Origin of the sequence: Qipengyuania gaetbuli (assembly GCF_020171365.1) — a bacterium.
In the GTDB taxonomy this organism is placed as follows: Bacteria; Pseudomonadota; Alphaproteobacteria; order Sphingomonadales; family Sphingomonadaceae; genus Qipengyuania; species Qipengyuania gaetbuli_B.
On record NZ_JAIUZO010000001.1, the window covers coordinates 59,492 to 79,637 of the forward strand.

At 63.7% G+C, this 20,146-nt stretch carries 19 protein-coding genes; 12 read left to right on the top strand and 7 right to left on the bottom strand.

The window, feature by feature from the left end; translation table 11 throughout:
- Window positions 1-56 precede the first annotated feature (56 nt).
- Window positions 57-2,477 carry a prolyl oligopeptidase family serine peptidase gene (locus LCL94_RS00285; RefSeq protein WP_224830503.1) on the top strand — a complete coding sequence of 807 codons (2,421 nt, stop codon included), beginning with the start codon at window positions 57-59 and terminating at the stop codon, window positions 2,475-2,477.
- A 69-nt stretch (window positions 2,478-2,546) separates the two neighbouring features.
- On the opposite strand, the gene LCL94_RS00290 is transcribed toward LCL94_RS00285, so the two are convergent.
- From LCL94_RS00290 to LCL94_RS00305, 4 genes are all read right to left on the bottom strand, one after another.
- The gene (locus LCL94_RS00290; RefSeq protein ID WP_224830504.1) at window positions 2,547-4,352 is read right to left on the bottom strand and encodes an acyl-CoA dehydrogenase C-terminal domain-containing protein; all 1,806 of its coding nucleotides are present in this window, start codon (window positions 4,350-4,352) and stop codon (window positions 2,547-2,549) included.
- Between the two features lie 61 nt (window positions 4,353-4,413).
- Window positions 4,414-4,869 carry a MerR family transcriptional regulator gene (locus tag LCL94_RS00295; protein ID WP_160607154.1) on the bottom strand — a complete coding sequence of 152 codons (456 nt, stop codon included), beginning with the start codon at window positions 4,867-4,869 and terminating at the stop codon, window positions 4,414-4,416.
- A 32-nt stretch (window positions 4,870-4,901) separates the two neighbouring features.
- Window positions 4,902-5,276, bottom strand: coding sequence for a phosphoribosyl-AMP cyclohydrolase (gene hisI / locus LCL94_RS00300; protein ID WP_224830505.1), 375 nt, complete (start codon window positions 5,274-5,276; stop codon window positions 4,902-4,904).
- A gap of 346 nt (window positions 5,277-5,622) precedes the next feature.
- Window positions 5,623-6,393, bottom strand: coding sequence for a ComF family protein (locus LCL94_RS00305; RefSeq protein ID WP_224830506.1), 771 nt, complete (start codon window positions 6,391-6,393; stop codon window positions 5,623-5,625).
- Window positions 6,394-6,449: 56 nt separating this feature from the next.
- Here LCL94_RS00305 and LCL94_RS00310 point away from each other — a divergent pair, with 56 nt between their 5' ends.
- Window positions 6,450-7,208, top strand: a complete 759-nt coding sequence (locus LCL94_RS00310) for a methyltransferase domain-containing protein (protein ID WP_224830507.1) — start codon at window positions 6,450-6,452, stop codon at window positions 7,206-7,208.
- Here the strand turns inward: LCL94_RS00310 and ppdK are convergent.
- Genes ppdK through LCL94_RS00325 form a run of 3 tightly spaced genes read right to left on the bottom strand, consistent with a single transcriptional unit; the run spans window position 7,205 to window position 13,032 of the window.
- Window positions 7,205-9,883 carry a pyruvate, phosphate dikinase gene (ppdK, locus tag LCL94_RS00315; RefSeq protein ID WP_224830508.1) on the bottom strand — a complete coding sequence of 893 codons (2,679 nt, stop codon included), beginning with the start codon at window positions 9,881-9,883 and terminating at the stop codon, window positions 7,205-7,207. The two genes, LCL94_RS00310 and ppdK, sit on opposite strands and share 4 nt — an antisense overlap.
- Before the next feature lie 57 nt (window positions 9,884-9,940).
- Window positions 9,941-12,136 carry a glycine--tRNA ligase subunit beta gene (gene glyS / locus LCL94_RS00320; RefSeq protein ID WP_224830509.1) on the bottom strand — a complete coding sequence of 732 codons (2,196 nt, stop codon included), beginning with the start codon at window positions 12,134-12,136 and terminating at the stop codon, window positions 9,941-9,943.
- Entirely contained in the window at window positions 12,133-13,032 is a 900-nt protein-coding gene (locus LCL94_RS00325) for a glycine--tRNA ligase subunit alpha (protein ID WP_222553281.1), read from the bottom strand. Before LCL94_RS00325 ends, glyS begins: the two co-directional genes overlap by 4 nt.
- 194 nt (window positions 13,033-13,226) lie before the next feature.
- Here LCL94_RS00325 and LCL94_RS00330 point away from each other — a divergent pair, with 194 nt between their 5' ends.
- The 10 genes from LCL94_RS00330 (at window position 13,227) to LCL94_RS00375 (ending at window position 20,094) form a co-directional block, all read left to right on the top strand.
- A complete protein-coding gene (locus tag LCL94_RS00330; RefSeq protein WP_224830510.1) occupies window positions 13,227-13,544 on the top strand; it encodes a UrcA family protein in 318 nt (105 codons plus the stop codon).
- Window positions 13,545-13,619: 75 nt separating this feature from the next.
- Complete coding sequence (locus LCL94_RS00335) at window positions 13,620-14,033, top strand: hypothetical protein (RefSeq protein WP_224830511.1); 414 nt, start codon at window positions 13,620-13,622, stop codon at window positions 14,031-14,033.
- Window positions 14,034-14,050: 17 nt separating this feature from the next.
- Window positions 14,051-14,248: a helix-turn-helix transcriptional regulator gene (locus LCL94_RS00340; RefSeq protein WP_160607163.1), complete on the top strand. Its 198-nt coding sequence runs from the start codon at window positions 14,051-14,053 to the stop codon at window positions 14,246-14,248.
- Window positions 14,232-14,888: a hypothetical protein gene (locus LCL94_RS00345; RefSeq protein WP_224830512.1), complete on the top strand. Its 657-nt coding sequence runs from the start codon at window positions 14,232-14,234 to the stop codon at window positions 14,886-14,888. The genes LCL94_RS00340 and LCL94_RS00345 overlap by 17 nt, the downstream gene beginning before the upstream one ends.
- 41 nt (window positions 14,889-14,929) lie before the next feature.
- Entirely contained in the window at window positions 14,930-15,847 is a 918-nt protein-coding gene (locus tag LCL94_RS00350; protein ID WP_224830513.1) for a TraB/GumN family protein, read from the top strand.
- A complete protein-coding gene (locus LCL94_RS00355; protein WP_224830514.1) occupies window positions 15,844-16,728 on the top strand; it encodes a TraB/GumN family protein in 885 nt (294 codons plus the stop codon). The genes LCL94_RS00350 and LCL94_RS00355 overlap by 4 nt, the downstream gene beginning before the upstream one ends.
- Window positions 16,729-16,843: 115 nt before the next feature.
- A complete protein-coding gene (locus tag LCL94_RS00360; protein WP_224830515.1) occupies window positions 16,844-17,527 on the top strand; it encodes a 50S ribosomal protein L25/general stress protein Ctc in 684 nt (227 codons plus the stop codon).
- Window positions 17,528-17,639: 112 nt separating this feature from the next.
- Complete coding sequence (locus tag LCL94_RS00365; RefSeq protein ID WP_224830516.1) at window positions 17,640-18,635, top strand: SDR family oxidoreductase; 996 nt, start codon at window positions 17,640-17,642, stop codon at window positions 18,633-18,635.
- Window positions 18,636-18,680: 45 nt separating this feature from the next.
- Window positions 18,681-19,253 carry an aminoacyl-tRNA hydrolase gene (gene pth, locus LCL94_RS00370; RefSeq protein WP_224830517.1) on the top strand — a complete coding sequence of 191 codons (573 nt, stop codon included), beginning with the start codon at window positions 18,681-18,683 and terminating at the stop codon, window positions 19,251-19,253.
- A 127-nt stretch (window positions 19,254-19,380) separates the two neighbouring features.
- A complete protein-coding gene (locus LCL94_RS00375) occupies window positions 19,381-20,094 on the top strand; it encodes a cistern family PEP-CTERM protein (RefSeq protein ID WP_224830518.1) in 714 nt (237 codons plus the stop codon).
- Window positions 20,095-20,146 lie beyond the last annotated feature (52 nt).

The following is a 20,146-nucleotide window of genomic DNA, read 5'->3' on the forward strand; positions in this document are numbered from 1 at the left end:
TGGCGTTTCGAGACAAGGCTTTAGGCTGGTCCCGCCAAATCTTTTGGGGGACTGACATGTATCGCTTTTCCAGCCTGGTCGCGATTGCGATCGCGACCGCTGCCACGCCGCTCGCTGCGCAGTCGACTTACGACACTCCGCCGCCGGCCATCGCCGATATCGTGACGCGGGCGCCCTCGCCCTCGGTCTCCATCTCGCCCGACGGTTCGACCATGCTGCTGATGGAGCGCGAAGCCCTTCCCCCGGTTTCGGAAATCGCCAAGCCGATGGAGCGGCTTGCCGGCCTCAGGCTCGATGTCTCGATCAACGACGTGCACAATCCGCGCAATGTCGTGGGCCTCTCCATTCAGGACATTGCAACGGGCGAGACGCGCAAGGTCGCCTTGCCGTCCGAAGCGGACATTTCCGAAGTGGGCTGGTCGAAGGATGGCGACAAGGTCGTCTTCAGCAACACCTTTGCCGACGGAATGTCGCTGCACGTGATGGACGTGAAGAGCGCCAAGGTCTCGACGCTGCTCGATCGCGGCCTCAATGCCATTTTCGCCGAGCCGCGCTTCCTTGCCGATGGCCGCGTCCTTGCACTGACCATTCCCGAAAAGCGTGGTCCCATGCCGGTGGAATCGCTCACTCCCAGCGGGCCAGCAATCCAGGATGCGGCGGGCGGCGAGGAAGCGCAGACCCGAACCTACCAGGACATGCTCGAAAATCCCTATGACGAGGCGCTGTTCGAATGGCTGACCACCAGCCAGCCCGTCATCATCGACCCGGCTACCGGTAAATCGAAGAAGCTGCTCGGACCGAAAATCTACCTCGGCGCAGCCCCCTCGCCTGATGGGAAGTACCTGATGGCGACGTGGATCGAGAAGCCCTTCTCCTACCAGGTTCCCTACAGCAGCTTCCCGATGAAAACCGCCATCTACACGATGGATGGCAAGCTGGTCAGCATGGTCCGCGAACGTCCGCTGATCGACAATTTGCCAGTGCAGGGCGTGGAGACCGGACGCCGCTCGATCGGCTGGCATCCCAATGAAGATGCGATGGTGATCTGGGCGGAAGCGCTCGACGGCGGCGACCCGCGGGTCAAGACCGACGAGCGCGATGCGGTCTTCGCACTCGGCGCCCCCTTTACCGGAGAAGGCCGCCGCATCGCGACGATGGAAGATCGCTATGTCGGCAGCCTCGGCCTCGAGGACACGGACGACATGATCCTCGTCGAATACGACCGCGACACGCGCGAAGTGCGCCAAACGCTGGTCGATGTGACCGGAACGGCCGAACCGCGCGTGCTCAACCTGCGCAATGTGCAGGATGCCTATAACGACCCGGGCAGCCCGCTGACCAAGCGCAACGATGCAGGTTACGGCGTTGCCATCGTCGACAATGGCGCGCTCCTCTTGTCGGGACAGGGTGCCAGCCCCGAAGGCAATCGGCCCTTCCTGCGCCGCTGGGATCTTGCCACGCTCGAGACCACCGAGCTCTGGCGCAATTCGGGTGAAAGCTATGAAAGCGTGCTCGATGTCATCGCCGACGACGGCAGCCGCTTCATCACCTATTATGAAAGCCCGTCCGATCCCGGGAACATCCGCCTCCACAGCGGAGGTGAGGCGCGTTTCCTGACGAACTTCCCCGATCCGCACCCCGAACTGAGCGGCGTGGAACGCAGGCTCATCACTTACAAGCGTGACGACGGAGTAGACCTGACCGCGACGCTCTATCTCCCGCCGAACTACAAGGAAGGCGAAAAGCTTCCGGTGGTCGTCTGGGCCTATCCGCAGGAATTCAACGATGCTTCCACCGCAGGCCAGGTGCGCGATTCCAATTACCGTTTCACCCGCGTCGGCAGCTATTCGCACCTGTTCTTCCTGATGCAGGGCTATGCCATCATGGACCGCGCGGCGATGCCGGTCGTGGGCAGCGACCCGGAGACGGTGAACGACACTTTCATCGAGCAAATCGTCGCGTCGGCACAGGCTGCCGTGGACGAGACCGTCCGGCTCGGCTTCGGTGACGGCTACCGCGTCGGTGTGGGCGGCCACAGCTACGGCGCCTTCATGACCGCGCACTTGCTGGCCCAGAGCGACATCTTCCGCGCAGGCATTGCCCGCTCTGGTGCCTACAACCGCACGCTCACCCCGTTCGGCTTCCAGTCGGAACGTCGCGTGTTCTGGGATGCGCAAGAGACCTATTACAAGCTGTCGCCCTTCATGGCGGCGAACAAGATCAACGAGCCGATGCTGCTGATCCACGGCGAAAAGGACAACAACTCGGGCACCTTCCCCGAGCAATCCGAACGCATGTTCGCCGCGATCAAGGGTACGGGCGGCACTGCTCGCCTCGTCATGCTACCGCATGAAAGCCACGGCTATCGCGGACGAGAAAACATCCTCCACACGCTGGCCGAAATGATCGACTGGTTCGACCGCTATGTGAAGAACGCCAAGCTTGGATCCGACGGCGCAGATGCAGCAGCCGAGTAAGCCGGAAGGGCAAAAAGAAAGGGCGCCTCCCTCGCGGGGGGCGCCCTTCGCTTTTGATGTGAAACCCGATCAGGCGGCGGTAGCGAATGCCTCTTCGCCCAGAGCCATCAGGCTGTCCGAGCCCGCTTCCAGCTTGCGGCGCAGTGCGCCGGCATCGGGCAGGTAACGGTCCATGTAATAGCGCGCGGTGGCCAGCTTCTGTTCGTAGAATGCCTTGTCGTCGCCGGCAGTGCCGAGCTTGGCATGGGCCACCTTGGACATCTTCAGCCACATGAGGCCCAGCGTCACGATGCCCATGATGTGCATGTAGTGATGCGCACCCGCACCGAGGTGGTTCGGGTTCTGCATGGCGTTCTGCATGAACCACATGGTCGCGGCCTGCTGCTGGCCGAGGGCCTTTTCCAACTGTTCGGCCATGTCCTTGAGCTCATCGATTTCCTTCGCTGCAGCGATTTCCTCACCGACGTGCTTGAAGAAGGCCTGGACCGCTGCGCCGCCCTTCTGGGCCAGCTTGCGGCCACAAAGGTCCATCGCCTGCACACCGTTGGTGCCTTCGTAGATCTGGGCGATACGGGCATCGCGCACGAACTGGCTCATGCCCCATTCCTCGATGTAGCCGTGGCCGCCGAAGACCTGCTGCATGTTGGTCGCGACTTCATAGCCCTTGTCGGTGCCGTAACCCTTGATGACCGGCGTCATCAGGCCAAGCAGGAGATCTGCCTGCTCGCGCTCTTCCTCGGTCTGCGCCTTGCGGGTCAGGTCGACCAGCAGGCCGCCCCACAGGGCGAGCGCGCGCATGCCTTCGGTGAAGGCCTTGGCATCCATCAGCATCCGGCGAACGTCGGGATGGACGAAGATCGGGTCGGCCTGCGCCTCGGGCTCTGCCGGACCGGTCAGGGCACGGCCCTGGCGGCGGTCGAGCGCGTAGGCGACGGCGTTCTGATAGGCGACCTCGGCCTGGCTGAGGCCCTGGATGCCGACGCCGAGGCGCGCAGCATTCATCATGATGAACATGGCGGCGAGGCCCTTGTTCTCTTCGCCGACCATCCAGCCCGTTGCGCCGTCGTAGTTGAGCACGCAGGTCGAGTTGCCGTGGATGCCCATCTTGTGCTCGATCGAGCCGCACATCACGCCGTTGCGCTCGCCCGGCGTGCCGTCGTCGTTGACGATGAACTTCGGCACCACGAAGAGCGAGATGCCCTTGGTGCTGTCCGGGGCGCCGGGCGTCTTGGCCAGCACGAGGTGGATGATGTTCTCCGACATGTCGTGTTCGCCGGCCGAGATGAAGATTTTCGTACCCGTGATCGAATAGGAACCGTCACCATTCGGAACGGCCTTGGTGCGGATCATGCCGAGGTCCGTGCCGCAATGCGGCTCGGTCAGGTTCATTGTGCCAGTCCACTCGCCCGAGACCATCTTGGGCAAGTACATCGCCTTCTGCTCGTCGGAACCCTTGGCGACCAGCGCGGAAATCGCACCATTGGTGAGGCCCGGATACATGCCGAAGGCCTGGTTGGCGCTGGAGATGAATTCTTCCATCACGAAGCCGAGGACATGGGGCATACCCTGACCGCCGAATTCCTCCGAATGGGCCAGCGTGCCCCAACCTGCTTCGCGGAACTGGTCGAAAGCGTCCTTGAACCCCGGAGGCGTCGTGACCGAACCGTCTTCGTTGCGCACGCAGCCATGCTCGTCACCGATGCGATTGAGCGGTGCGAGGACTTCCGCACAGAACTTTCCGCCCTCGTTGATCACGGCATCGGTGACGTCGTCGGTCGCCATTTCGAAGCCCGGAAGGTTTCCGTAGCTGGCGAGGTCGAGCACTTCGTTGATGATGAAGCGCGTGTCGCGGGTGGGTGCGGTGTAGACGGGCATGTTGGGTCCTTGGAGAGAGGTTGTCTTTGGCTTTGGCTTCTCGCCGGGGAGGAAAGCGAATTCAGTCCAGCTGCTCTTCGACAAGCGTGATGAACTCGGTCAGTTCCTTGATCGAGCTGTCGATGTCGGCGCGCTGCGCCTTGAGCTTGGCGACGTGCTTGCGACACTTTTCCAGCGTCACACGGCGTTGTTCGGCGCGGCCGTCGTCAAGGTCGTAAAGGTCGATCATCTCGCGGATTTCGGTGAGCGAGAAGCCCACGTTCTTCGCCCGCATGATCCAGGCCAGGCGCGCGCGGTCGCGCTTGGAGTAAATGCGGGTAAGCCCGACGCGCGACGGGGCGATCAGCCCTTCGTCTTCGTAGAAGCGCAGCGCGCGCGCGGTGCACTCGAACTCGCTGGTGAGATCGGAAATCGAAAACTGTTCCCGCTCGAGCTTGTCCGGACGCTCCAGATGGGCGCCCGCATGGCGACGGTCGGTTTCGTCATTCGACGGCGTGTTTTGAAGCGGTTGGGCCATGAGCCCCCTCTACCGCAACGTTTACGTAAGCGTCAAGTCTTGACGGGTTGGAGAACACCGTCTTCCAGCCTGCGATAGAAACAGCTGGTCGCACCCGTGTGGCAAGTCGGTCCGGCCGGTTCGCACACTAGGATCAGCGCGTCCTGGTCGCAATCGACGAGGATTTCGCGCACCTTGAGCACGTTTCCGGAGCTTTCGCCCTTCTGCCAGAGCTTGCCGCGCGAACGCGAATGGAAGTGGGCAAGGCCAGTACTCTGCGTCGCCGCAATGGCTTCCTCGTCCATGAAAGCGACCATCAGGACTTCGCGATTCGCAGCGTTCACCACCACTGCGCTGAGCAGGCCGTTCGCATCGAACTTGGGCATGAATGCCTGCCCCATTTCGCGCTGGTTGGAGTCTTCGGCCATGTTTCGTGTTCCGTTTTGTAAAAATACGACAGCTTGTTGCAGGATAACCACAAGCGGGTTTCAAAATCGACACTCTCGGCAGAACTCTATTCAATGATCGACCCGTTTGAGGAATGTTCCTCCTGCAGGCAATGTGAGGCCTGTCAACCGGATCGCGGGCTTTCGCAGAATGCTCGGGTTTTGGGGGTCCCGGATACGCGGCCGCGCGGGGGTATTTGCGCGGCGCATCCGGTAACGATGAGGGATAGGACCCGATGCATGCTGGGGGGCTGCATCTTGGCCGCAAGGCCGGTCCGGTGTATTTCGTCACGTGGCGCCCGGGATCGCAAGGTCCCGGGCGTTTCGTTTAGGCAGCATGGTCGAGCGCCTCGTCGAGCACCCGCGAAAAGCAGGCAATGACGACCGACCGCGCCCCGGCTTTCTTCAGCACCTTCACGCAGGTCGAAGACGTCGCACCGCTGGTGAGAACATCATCGACCAGAAGTACATCGCGTCCTTGCACCTGCCAGATGCCCTTTCCAGAAAGGGCAATCGCACCCGATAGAACCTTTTCGCGCTCCCTGCGGCCCTTGCCGCCGAGGCTCTCGGTAGCCTTGTGCCGCTCCAGCTGGTCCACACAGAGGGTGCCGCAACCGAGCTTCTCCAGCTCGCGAGCCAGCAGGGCGGCCTGGTTGAAACCGCGCCGCCACAACCGCCAGCGGTGTAGCGGCACCGGCACGATAAGCCTTTCGGGCGATCCGGACGGAACGCGCGCCGCAATGAGCCGGGCCAGCATCGGCGCCATCGCGATCCGTCCGCCATGCTTGAAAGCCAGCACCAGCTTGCGGGAGGTTTCCGTGTAGAGCGTTCCGGCAGCGATGCCGTCATGCAAGGGCGGCTTCGCCATGCAGGGAAGGCACAGCCCGCCTTCCGATACCCCTGACGATCCGAATGGCCGCTGGCAGGCCGCGCAGGAGGGATCGGTCGGGATGGCCAGGTCCTCCCAGCAGGAAGCGCACAGCCCGCCTTGTTCGCCGATTCCCTCGCCGCAGGCCGGGCAGCGTGGCGGGTAGACGAGGTCGACGATCGGCGCTGCACCTTCGCGCAATATCTTCCTGAAATATCGCCCTTTCCCCATTCTTGCTCAGATGACGTGCTTGCATCGCGCTGGCAAGGGCGGCAGGGGCCTGCGCGATGGAAACACGGTCGCCTCCCCGCATTTTCTCGCGTCCTCGCCGCATCGCCGGACTGCGCCGCGCGTTGGTGCGCCAGTCGCAGCGCGATGCCGCACGTTATATCATGGACGACATGGTGGAGGACATACTCGAACGGCTCGAATTCATGCGCCTGTCGCCGGCACGCGTCCTTGTGATCGGCGACTGGACGGGCACGCTGGCACTGTCCCTGCGCGGGAATGGTGCGAAGGTCGAAGAGACCGATGTGCGGACGCTGGACGAGGAAGCGCCCCTTCCCTCCGGTCCCTATGATCTCATCGTCAGCCTCGCCTCGCTCGAACGGGTGAACGACCTGCCTGGAGCACTTCTGCACCTGCGCGCCGCGCTGGCAAAGGACGGCATCCTGATCGCCAGCCTGATCGGTGCCGGGTCCCTTCCAAACCTGCGCCGCGCCATGATCGCAGCAGAGCCCGACAGGCCAGCACCGCGTATGCATCCGCTGGTCGACAATGCCGCAGCGTCGGCCCTGATGCAGCGGGCGCTTTTCAGGCGGCAAGTGGTCGACAGCCGGACGCTCGAGGTGGCCTTCTCCTCGCTCAACCGCCTCGTCTCCGACCTCCGCGACCAGAGCCTCACATCCAGCCTTGCGACGCAGGCCCCGCCGCTGTCGCGCACAGAACTCGAGCGGGCCCGGATTGCCTTCCTGGAAGGAGCCGGCAAACAGGGCCGCGTGACCGAGGCCTTCGAAATCCTGACCCTGACGGGCTGGAAGGACTAGGAAGGTGCCTTGCGCAAGCTGGCCTGGGCCGCCGCGAGCCGGGCAATCGGCACGCGGTAGGGCGAGGCGCTGACGTAATCGAGGCCGGTCTCTTCGCAGAAGGCGATACTGGCCGGATCCCCGCCATGTTCGCCGCAAATGCCGAGCTTCAGGCCCCCACGCGTCGCCCTGCCCCGCTCTGCCGCCAGTTCGACCAGCTGCCCGACACCCTCGACATCGAGGCTGACGAAGGGATCGCGCGCGAAGATGCCCCTGTCGACATAGGTCGTGAGGAACCGGCCTGCATCGTCGCGGCTGACGCCAAGCGTGGTCTGGGTGAGGTCGTTCGTGCCGAAGCTGAAGAACTCTCCCACTTCCGCGATTTCGCCTGCCATGAGGGCCGCGCGGGGCAGCTCGATCATCGTGCCGACGAGATAGTCGACCTTGCAGCCCAACACATCGAACACGGAAGCCGCGGCTCGATCGACCGTTTCCTTCAACAGCTCGAGCTCGCGCTTGGTCGCGACCAGCGGGATCATGATTTCCGGCACCGGTGCCTCGCCGGAGCTCTTGGCCACTTCACAGGCAGCCTCGAAGATGGCCCGCGCCTGCATCTCGTAGATCTCGGGATAGGTGATCCCGAGACGGCACCCGCGATGGCCCAGCATGGGGTTGAATTCGTGGAGTTCGCCCGCCCGGCGGCGCAGCTGGTCGACGGTCTTGCCCGTGGCCTTGGCAAGTTCCTCGAACTCGGCATCGCCATGCGGCAGGAATTCGTGGAGCGGCGGGTCGAGCAGGCGGATAGTGCACGGCAGGCCGGCCATGACCTCGAAGATCTTGACGAAGTCGGCCCGCTGCTCGGGAAGCAGCTGGTCTAGCGCAGCCCGGCGACCCGCCTCGTTTTCAGCCAGGATCATCTGGCGCACGAGGCTGATGCGATCCGCATCGAAGAACATATGCTCGGTGCGGCAGAGGCCAATGCCCTCCGCGCCGAACTGGCGCGCCATGCGGCATTCGGTCTCGGTTTCCGCATTGGTGCGCACGCGCATCCGGCGATGCCTGTCGGCCCATTCCATCAGCACGCCGAAGTCACCGGCCAGCTCCGGCTCGATCGTTGCGACCTCGCCCGCCATGACTTGGCCGTTGGCGCCATCGATGGTGATGGTGTCGCCTTCCTTCAGCTCGCGATTGCCGATGGTCAGCGTGCGGCCTTCGCGGGCGATCGCGACCTGGGATGCGCCGGAGACGCAGGGACGCCCCATGCCGCGGGCCACCACGGCCGCGTGGCTCGTCATGCCGCCACGCGCGGTCAGGATGCCGGTCGCGGCGTGCATGCCGTGGATGTCTTCCGGGCTCGTCTCGACGCGCACGAGGATGACCTTCTCGCCGCGATTGGCCCAGACTTCCGCCGTGTCGGCATCGAGCACGATCTTGCCGCTCGCCGCGCCCGGCGATGCCGGCAGGCCGGTGGTCAGGACGTCGCGCGGGGCATCGGGGTCGAGCGTCGGGTGGAGCAGCTGGTCAAGCGCCATGGGATCAACCCGCAGGATGGCGGTCTTCTCGTCGATCAGGCCTTCGCCCACCATGTCCACCGCCAGCTTGAGCGCGGCCTTGGCGGTGCGCTTGCCGTTGCGGGTCTGGAGCAGCCAGAGTTTGCCCTGCTGCACGGTGAACTCGATGTCCTGCATGTCGCGATAGTGGCGCTCCAGCAGGTCGAACAGGCGGGCGAGCTCGGCATAGGCTTCGGGCATCGCCTCTTCCATGCTCAGCGGCTTTGCACCGGCGGCCTCGCGCGCGGCCTTGGTGAGGTACTGCGGCGTGCGAATGCCGGCGACCACGTCCTCGCCCTGCGCATTGACCAGCCATTCGCCGTAGTATGCACGCTCGCCGGTGGAGGGATCGCGGGTGAAGGCAACGCCAGTGGCGCTGGTATCGCCCATGTTGCCGAACACCATCGCCTGCACGTTCACGGCAGTGCCCATGTCGTGCGGGATGTCGTTGAGGCGGCGGTAGACCTTGGCGCGTTCGCTGTCCCAGCTGTCGAACACGGCGCGGATCGCGCCCCATAGCTGCTCGGTCGGGTCCTGCGGGAACGGGGCGTCATGCTCCTCGTCGACGATGCGCATGTACTCGGCGACCAGCGACTTCCAGTCGTCGGCGGTCATCTCGGTATCGGCGTAGTAGCCCGCGTCTTCCTTGGCGATTTCGAGCGCTTCCTCGAAGAGCCCATGGTCGAGACCGAGCACCACGTCGGAGTACATCTGCACGAAGCGGCGATAGCTGTCCCAGGCGAAGCGTTCGTCGCCCGAGGCGGAGGCAAGCCCCTTCACCGTCTCGTCGTTGAGGCCGAGGTTGAGGACGGTGTCCATCATGCCCGGCATCGACACCGCCGCACCCGAACGGACCGACACCAGCAGCGGGTCCGAGGCATCGCCAAAGCCCTTGCCGACCGTGCGTTCGATATGGGCGAGCGCTTCTGCCACATCGGCGCGCAGCTTGTCCGAGAAGTCGCCGCCTTCGGCGAGGTACCTCAGGCATTCCTCGGTCGCGATGGTGAAGCCCGGGGGGACCGGCAGGCCGATGCTGGCCATTTCGGCAAGGTTCGCGCCCTTGCCGCCGGTGACGGTCTTGTCCTTCTGCCTTGCATTCGTATGCGGTGCATTGCCGCCGAAGGTGAAGACCGTGTCGTTACTCATCAAGGCAGTTCCTACAGCTTGGAACACATGGAACACAGTCCATGCAGATAAACCGGATCAGCCTTCGATCCGGCTGAAGTCGGCGACTTTGTGCACTGCAGCACGGAAGGCTGCAAGCAGGTCGAGACGATGTGCCCGCTTGTTTTCTTCATCCGCGTTTACCGTCACTTCGTCGAAGAAGCGGTCGATCGGTGCACGAAGGCCGGCGAGCGCCGCCATCGCGCCGGAGAAGTCCTCCGCCTCGATGGCTTGGGCTGCTGCCGGTTCCGAAGTCGCCAATGCATCCATCAGCGCCTTTTCGGCAAGCTCCGGCTCGTAGGAAAGCTCTTTCGCATGGCGGAGGGCCATCTTGGCATCAATCACCGCCTTCATGTCGGGATCGTCGACCAGCGCGAGCGGGTCTTCCTCGCCGGTGCGCGCGATTTCGCCTTCCGCGCCGTGCCAGTCTTCCTTCTTGAGGATATTGGCCGCCCGCTTGTATCCGGCGAGCAGGTTGGCCCCGTCCTCAGTTTCCATGAAGGACTGGAGCGCCTTCACCCGGGCGAGCAGGCGGACGAGATCGTCTTCGCCGCCGAGCGCGAAGACCGCGTCGATAAGGTCGTGGCGGACCCCGGCCTCGCGCTGCTGGACCTTGAGGCGGTCGGCGAAGAAATCGAGCAGATCGCCCTGCGCCACGCCGAAACGAAGACCGTTATCCTGCAGGATGCGAATGACGCCGAGAGCCGCACGGCGAAGCGCGAAAGGATCCTTCGATCCGGTAGGCTTCTCGTCGATGGAGAAGAAGCTGCGCAGCGTATCCAGCTTGTCCGCCAGGCTCACCGCCACCGTGACAGGCGCAGTCGGCACGTCATCGCCCTGCCCGACCGGCTTGTAGTGATCGCGGATCGCGTCGGCGACGGCATCGGGCAGGCCCTCGGCGCGGGCGTAGTAGCCGCCCATCAGGCCCTGCAGTTCGGGGAACTCGCCGACCATCTCGGTGACGAGGTCGGCCTTCGCGAGACGCGCGGCCTGTTCGGCCATGTCGGGGTCGGCGCCCTTGACCACGCCTTCCTCGACCAGCCAGCGGGCCAGCTTGGCCACGCGCTCGACCTTGTCGGCGACGGTGCCCAGCTTTTCGTGGAAGGTGATGCGCTTGAGGCCTTCGGCGTGCTCGGCGAGCGTCTTCTTGCGGTCGACGTCCCAGAAGAAGCGCGCGTCGGACAGGCGGGCGGCGAGGACCTTGCGGTTGCCGTCGACAACGCGCGCGCCGCCGTCTTCCGCCTCGATATTCGCGGTGCAGATGAAGGCGTTGGCGAGATTGCCCTTATCGTCCTCGCAGACGAAATACTTCTGGTTCACGCGCGCGGTAAGCTGGATCGTCTCGGGCGGGACCTCGAGGAAATCTTCCTCGAACCGGCCGAGCAGCGGGACGGGCCATTCGGTAAGGCCGGCGTTCTCGACCACCAGACCCTCGTCCTCGACCAGCTTGAGACTTGCACCCTTCGCGGCGGCCATTGCGCCAATCCTGATTTCTTCCTCGCGAAGCCTATGGTCGACAATCACATGGGCATCAAAGAGTCTGCGCTGATAGTCGTCGGGATTACCGATTTCGATCATGCCGTTGCTGTTCAGAACAGTCGGGTTCTTGTCTTTGAAAAACTCGACCGGCAGCCCGAAATTGCGCGACTTCGGATCGGATTTCCTGATGCCATGGAAGCGATGGCCCGCAGTTTCGCGACCGCTTTTCACACCATGTACCTCGCACTCGACCACGTCGTCACCCAGTAGTGCGACGATGCCCGAGAGCGGGCGAACCCAGCGAAGGCTTTCGGTGCTCATGGAGGCAGCGCCCCAGCGCATCGACTTGGGCCAGCTGAAGTCGCGGATAATCGCGGGGATCGCTTCGGCGAGCAGGTCCCTGGTCGCCTTGCCCGGCTTTTCGATCACGGCGAAATAGGTGCTGCGGCCCTTCACGTCGCGCAGTTCCAGCTGGTCGCGGGTGACGCCGTTCTTGCGGCAGAAGCCCTCGATCGCCTGCTCGGGTGCGCCTTCGGGCGGGCCCTTGGCTTCCTCGCTCACCGCTTCGGTCGCTTGCGGAAGGCCGTGCGCGATCAGCGCGAGACGACGCGGGGTCGACCACACGGTAATGTCGCCAACCGTGACGCCGGCGGCTTCCATTTCGCGCCGGAACAGCTTTTCGAGTTCGTCGCGCGCACCCGCCTGCATGCGGGCGGGGATTTCTTCGCTGCGCAGTTCGAGGAGGAAGTCGCTCATTTCGACCACTCCGGATATTTCTCGGCCCACACGGGCGCTTCCTTTTCCATGTGCGCTTCGCAGGCCCCGCGCGCCAGATCGCGGACGCGGCCCATGTAGCTGGCGCGTTCCTGCACGCTGATCACGCCGCGCGCCTGAAGGAGGTTGAAGATGTGGCTGGCCTCCACCGCCTGCTCGTAGGCAGCGATGGGGACGTTATGCGCGAGCGCGTTCTTGCACTCGGCCTCGGCCTTGTTGAACAGGTCGAACAGCGCATCCGTTTCGGCGACCTCGAAGTTCCACTTCGACATCTGCTTCTCGTTCTCGAGGAAGACGTCGCCATAGGTGACGCCCTGCCCGTTGAAGTCGAGGTCGTAGACGTTGTCGACGCCCTGGATGTACATGGCGAGGCGTTCGAGCCCATAGGTCAGCTCGCCCGCGACCGGCTTGCAGTCGAAGCCGCCCATTTGCTGGAAATAGGTGAACTGGGTGACTTCCATCCCGTCGCACCAGACTTCCCAGCCAAGGCCCCAGGCGCCCAGTGTCGGGCTTTCCCAGTCGTCTTCCACGAAACGGATATCGTGCTTCAGCGGATCGATCCCGATCACCTCGAGGCTCTTGAGGTAGAGGTCCTGGATGTCCGGCGGGCTCGGCTTCAGGATCACCTGGTACTGGTAATAGTGCTGCAGCCGGTTCGGGTTTTCGCCGTAACGGCCGTCGGTCGGACGCCGGCAGGGCTGCACGAAAGCCGCATTCCACGGTTCGGGACCAAGCGCGCGAAGCGTGGTCGCCGTGTGAAAGGTCCCTGCCCCCATGCGCATGTCATAGGGCTGGAGGATGAGACAGCCGTGCGCGCTCCAGAAATCGTGGAGCGCGAGGATCATGTCCTGGAAGGATTTGCGCGGATTACGGTCCATGGCGCGGCGCAATGGAGGAAGCGCGAAAAAGGGTCAATGGCCGCCTGCAAAACACGCCCTGAAGACAGGTAGTCGCGACATGATGTCAGGTAGTGTTGACATTGTCAGCGAATCAGGACATATAGTCAATACAACCTGACACAAAGGAAGGTTGACCTAACCACTGGACCCAACATCCAAGCTGGAGACCTGACATGAAAAAGACCATCGTTATCCCCGCCGCCCTGTTCGCAATTCCCTCGGCTGCCATGGCCCAGGACGCACCGTCCGCGTCCGTGAACATCACCGACCTCGATCTTTCCACCAAGGCCGGCCAGGACAAGCTCGACAAGCGCATGGACCAGGCGATCCGGCGCATGTGCCGCGTCGACGGCTACGATGCCGAACTCCGCCGCCAGGAAACCGCCTGCCGCCTCGCCGCCAAGGCCGATGCCGCGCCCAAGGTTGCCTACGTCATCGACTCCGCCCGCAGCCAGCGTTTCGCCGCCATCGAACTCGATGTGCAGGGCTGAGCCCGTTTCGCCGGGGCGTCACGCGACAACGGCGCCCCGGCGGATCATCGATATACTCAACAGGGACTGACAGACATGACCGCCAAACCGCTGACGAAACGCGAAAAATCGGTTCGTCGCCACAATATTGCGACCCTGCTCGCATTGATGGCTTTCATCGCACTGGTCGTACGATCGACGGAACTGGTGACCCTGCCCGGCGCGGTGAACTTCGTGGCCATCATGACCCTCTTCGTCGCTATCATCACCATGTTCCGGACGCGCAATGCCGACGAATACGTGGCGGCCATCTGGCGGGCCGGCACCAGCACCGCGTTCATAATCACGGCCGCGGTACTCATCTTCCTGCCCTTCACCGAGGGGTTCATCGACGGACTGATGGGCTACGAGAACGGGCAGGATATCGACGCCAGCGATGCCAGCGAAATGGTGATCATCGCTTCCTTCTTCATCGCCAATGCGTGGGCCCGCCTGCGCGGCACGGCGTAGCCGGACCAGGAGACCGCATGAACAACCGCCTCAAGGTGCTTCGCGCGATGAACGACTGGAGCCAGGCCGAACTGGCCGCCCGGCTCGACGTCTCGCGCCAAGCCGTAAACGCCATCGAGACAGGCAAGCACGATCCGTCCCTGCCCCTCGCCTTTCGCATCTCGCGCCTTTTCAACCTTCCTATCGAGGAGATCTTCGATGACGGACACGAATGATATCGACATGCCCGCCGCCGGCGGTTTTCTCGCCAAGATCGGCCGCGTGCTGCTACTTGTCCTGCTGGGCATCGCTGCGATCTTCGCGCTCGGCTTCGTAGTGGGCGTGTCGGGTGCCGCCATTGAGCATGGCCACCTCAGCATGAAGGCAGCCGGACTTCTCGCCGGCGGTCTGGCCGCCTGCGCGCTGTGCGCATACCTCGTCTACCGCCTGCGCCCGGACATGCGCTTCGGCGAACCGATGTCACCCAAGACAAAGCGCGCGAACTGGGCACTGATCGCCTCTAGCGTGCTGGGCGGCGTGATCGGGCTCGTCCTTGCCCTGACCGAATTGCAGACCGGCCAAGGCGGCGTGTTCAGCAATGGACCGCTTCCGCTTGGTCCCGCCCTGTTCGTGGTCGGCGCCTATGTCCTCCTGCTGCCGCTGCTTGCCTACCACTGGTTCCGCAATGCCGACGAGTTCGAGCGGGCCGCTTCGGGTAAGGGTGCGGTCGCCGCGATCTATGCTTACGGCTTCATCGCGCCGACCTGGTGGATCCTCACCCGCGCAGGACTACTCCCGCCGCAGGACCCGATGATTGTCTACGTTATCGTCGTTTCCGTCTGGGGCCTGGTCTGGCAAATCCGCCGGGCAGACTGAGCCGGAATGCAGCAACACCGATTCGCCAAGGAACTACCAAAATGAAACTTCGCACTGCCGCCCTTGCTGCCTCATCGGCGATCGCGCTCCTGGCTCTTCCGGCCTGCGCCACCACCGAGGTCGAGCCTGCAACCGCCACGGCTGCAAAGGCCGAACCCAATGGCCCCGCCATGTGGAAAGTCGCCGACGAGGATACGACGATCTACCTGTTCGGCACCGTCCATGCCCTGCCCGACGATGTGAACTGGTTTCGCCCGGACATTGCCAGCGCGCTCGCCAGTTCCGACACGCTTGTGACCGAGATCACTGCAGGCGAGATGGAAGACCCGTCGAGCCAGATGGCCATTGCCGCCAAGGCCATGTTGCCTCAGGACCAGTCCCTGCGCGATACGCTGAGCGATGAAGACCGCGCCGTTTACGAAGCCGCGCTGGGCAAGCTCGGCCTACCGCCCGGCGCTTTCGACCGATTCGAGCCGTGGTTCGCAGGCATGACGCTGGCAGTCCTTCCGCTGATGCAGAAGGGATACGACCCCGCAAGCGGCGTGGAAAAGGTGATCGACACCGAGGCCGGACCGGACCGCACCCGCGCCGCGCTGGAGACCCTCCAGAGCCAGATCGACATCTTCGATACGCTGCCGGCGGATGCGCAGGTCGAATTCCTGATGTCGTCCGCGCGCGATCCCATGGCCATCGTCAACATGATGGACCAGATGGTCGCGGAATGGATGGAAGGCGATGCCGACGACCTGGCGAAGATCATGAACATGGGCCTGTCCGACCCGACGCTCGCCGATGCACTTCTCTTTAAGCGGAACGAACGCTGGGCCGAATGGATCGACGAGCGTCTGGACAAGCCCGGCGCGGTCTTCATCGCGGTGGGTGCCGGGCACCTCGCCGGACAGAAGAGTGTTCAGGATTACCTGTCTGCCCGCGGCATCGAGGTTAGCCGCGTCAGGTGAAAACCGGGCTATTCTTCCTGCCGTTGATGCTCCTGCTGGCAGCCTGCCGGCAGGAACAGCAACCCGTGCAGGAAACCGCCGAAACCTATCCGGCGGTCTGGGAAATCACCGATGAGGCAGGCGCGCTGGAAGGGTGGCTGTTCGGCACCGTCCACGCACTGCCCGAAGAGCTCGACTGGAAGTCGGACCTCTTCGACGGGATCGAGGAGCGGGCCGATCTCCTCGTGGTCGAAGTCTCGGGTCTCGACGACCGCACGCAGCTCGAAACCCAGTTCCAGAAACTGGCCACCGACGCGCCCTCGCTTGCACCCCTGGCGCAAAGGCTCGGACCCGCGCAACGTGCGCGCTTGGTGGGACTGCTGGAAAAGAACGGCATGGACACAGCCTCGCTCGACGGGATGGAGACCTGGGCAGCCGCCCTTGCCCTGGCGCAGCTCGGCCGCATCCATCCCCCGGAGTTCGGCGCCGACAAGGTTCTGCTCGGCGACTTCGCAAGCCGCGAGATTTTCGAGCTGGAAGGTGCAGGGCCGCAGCTGGCCATCTTCGATGGATTGCCCGAAAAAGAGCAGGTGGACCTCCTCCTTTCGGTCGTAGAGGAAGTAGGTCGCCCTAGGGCGGAACGTCCCGATCTTGCCGCCATCTGGTCGAACGGCGACCTGGAGAAACTCGAAGACATCACCGGCGAAGGCATGCTGGCCGACCCTGAGTTGCGCGAAGTCCTGCTCGTGAACCGCAACCGCACCTGGGCCGCGCAGATCGAGAACCTGCTTACGGCTGCACCAAGGCCGCTGATCGCCGTGGGTGCGGGCCACCTGCTCGGCCCCGACGGGGTGCCCGCCCTGCTCGAGGCGCGCGGATATACGGTGCGCCGGATCCAGTAAGCCTTCCCGCTTGCTTTTATGCCCGATGCCGCTATAGGCGCGCCCTTCGGCGTCATGGTCATCCCTGGAGGCGTGGCGGACCGAACTACTCAAACGCATTCGAAAGGTAAGCGACATGAGCGATGCTCTGACCCTTCCGGCCGAGGCGCGCGAACGGGCTGGCAAGGGAGCCTCCCGTCAACTGCGCCGCGAAGGCCGGGTCCCCGCCGTAATCTACGGCGGCAAGGAAGAACCCACCCTGATCCACGTCGAGGCCAAGGAACTGGTGCGCCAGCTCAACACCGGCCACTTCATGAACTCGATCGTCGAGATCGAACTGGGCGGCAAGAAGCTGAAGACCCTTCCCAAGGACGTGTCGCTTCACCCGGTCAATGACCGTCCCGAGCACGTCGACTTCCTCCGCCTGACCAAGGGCGCGAAGGTCGAAGTCAACGTTCCGGTTGTTTTCGCCAACGAAGAGAAGAGCCCCGGCCTCAAGAAGGGCGGCGTGCTGAACATCGTCCGTCACGAGCTGGACCTCATCTGCGAAGCGGACAAGATCCCGAGCGAAATCGAAATCGACGTCACCGGCAAGGATGTCGGCGATTCGATCCACATCAGCGAAGTCTCCCTGCCGGCCGGCGCCGAAAGCGCCATCACCGACCGCGACTTCACCATTGCGACGCTGGTCGCTCCCTCGGCGCTCAAGCGTAGCGAAAGCGAAGGCGAAGAAGCCGCTACTGACGACGTTCCGGCCACCGAGCAGGATGCCGGCGATGACGCAGGCGAAGAGGAAGAAGCAGCAGAAGGCGGCGAATAAGCCCCTCCTCGCGCTTTTCCAGCGAAACACGAAGCGCCGGCCTCGCAAGAGGTCGGCGTTTTCGATTCCCGCACGATGCGTTATGGCCCGTCCCGGACAGAGGAGAGACGCCATGCCTGCCATCGACCGCCGCACCTTGCTCGCCGGAGCCGCCGCAACGGGCGCACTCGCTGCCGCTGCTACCAAGGCGAAAGGCGAGACAGTCCCCAGCCCACCCGACCTGTCGGGCAAGGCCATCCTCATCACCGGCTGCTCGAGCGGTTTCGGCAGGCTCAGCGCGATCCATTTCGCCGAACTCGGCGCGAAGGTCTTCGCCACAATGCGCAACCTGCCCCGCCCGGAAGGCGCGGAGCTGGAAAAGCTGGCGGCCGAGAAGAACCTCGACCTGCACGTCCTCGAACTCGACGTGCTCGATGATGACATGGTGCGCGATGCCGTAGCCAAGGCGGAAGAAATCGCCGGCGGAGCAATGGACGTCCTCGTGAACAATGCCGGTGTCGGCATCACCGGACCCGTCGAAGTGCAGGACATGGAAGCCACCAAGCTGGCCTTCGACACCAATGTCTTCGGCTACCACCGCCTCGTGCGCGCCGTATTGCCGGGAATGCGGGCAAAGAAGAGCGGCCATATCTTCGCGATCTCCAGCCAGCTGGGCCGCGTCATGGTTCCGTTCTCGGGCCATTACTCCGCAACCAAGTTCGCGGTGGAGGCGATGTTCGAACAGCTCGCCTACGAATTGGTCCCTCACAATATCGAAGTGACCGTGATCGAGCCCGGCGGATACCCGACGAAGGTCTGGGTCAACCGCAACGTTTATTCGGGCGAACTGAAGGCACGCGCGGACGAACGTCACACCTCGGGCTATCCGCAAGTGGTTGCGCGAATGGGCGAGGAAGACGGCTCGGGCCGCAGCGCCAATCCGATGGACATCCCGCATGCCATGGCCCGTATCCTCGCCATGCCCCCCGGCACCCGCCCGGTCCGCGTGCCGGTGAGCGGTGGCAGCATCCCGCAGGCGGCCATCAACGAGGTTTGCGCGAAGACGCAGGTCGAATGGCTGGGCGGCTCGCCAGTGCTCGGTCCGCTGGTGCGCGCGGTCCACGACTGACGCGACACCTTGCCCTTGGCGACGCAGGCTTTATGGCCTGCCGCCATGCAGATCTGGACAGGCCTCGGAAATCCCGGACCGCAATATGCGATGCACCGGCACAATGTCGGCTTCATGGCATGCGATGTCATTGCCGACATGCACGGCTTCGGGCCGGTGCAGAAGAAGTTCTCCGGCTGGGTGCAGGAAGGCCGCATCGGCAGCGAGAAAGTCCTCCTGCTGAAGCCCGCTACTTTCATGAACGAGAGCGGCCGCGCCGTTGGCGAGGCGCTGCGCTTCTACAAGCTGGGTGTCGAGGACCTGACCGTCTTCCACGACGAGCTCGACCTTGCACCGTTCAAGATCAAGGTAAGGCGCGGCGGTGGCCTCGCCGGCCACAACGGCCTGCGCTCGATCAACCAGCACCTCGGCCCCGAATTCCGCCGTGTGCGCATCGGTATCGGTCATCCCGGTAGCAAGGAACGGGTGACCGGCCATGTGCTGGGCAATTACGCCAAGGCGGAAATGGACGACCTGGCCGACATGCTGGGGGCGATATCGGCAGAGGCGGAATGGCTTGCTCGCGGCGACGATGCCCGCTTCATGAGCGAGATCGCCTTGCGCCAGCAGGACCGGTGATAAGCCTCCTGGTAAATCCTGTGCCTCGTTGAGACAGTTCGAATTCAGGCATTCGCTTGGCCCTCGAAACGTGTAATGGCGAATGAACTTGGATAAATGGCTATTCACCTTTTTAGGGGCAGGTAACATGAATATGCGTCACGCTTTCGTTTCGGTCGCCGCGGGCCTTGGCCTGCTTGCAGCCACCCCGGCTGCTGCCGAACCGATCCTGCTCGATAACACCAATGTGGGCGACAGCTACACGATCGACTTCGACGGCTTCGTCGACGGCAATGTGACGGTCGATGGCCTCGGCGCGAAGCTGACGCTCACGCTCAGCTCGATTGTCGGCAACGTCTACAACTTCGCATATTCGCTGACCAACACGACCGACTCGGGCGTCACCTCGCGCGTTTCGGGCTTCGCTTTCGACACCGACCCGGCGATCGCCAGCGCTTCGAGCACTGGCACCTATGACAACGCCATCGTCGGCGGCAAGTATCCGAACCAGGTCGGCTCGGTCGACGTCTGCTTCCAGGGCGGCAATTCGAAGTCCTGCTCGGGCGGCGGCAGCGGCGGCGTTTTCAACGGCGACACCGGCACCGGCACGCTTTCGCTGAACTTCGGCAGCGCGCTCAGCAGCCTGACCCTCGACGATTTCTTCGTACGCTACCAGTCGATCACCGGCGCCGGCGACATCAGCTCGGCCACCGGTCGCCAGGTCACCACCAGCACCAGCTCGGGCAACGATGTTCCCGAACCGAACATGATGATCCTCTTCGGCCTTGCTGCCCTGATGATTTTCGCTGGCACCCGTCGCCGTCGCTCGGCGCGTCCGCTGGAAGAACCGGCTTACGCCTGATCAGATTTACCCTTCAGGGGGGCTGGGCGGCGCGCAATCACACGATTGCGCG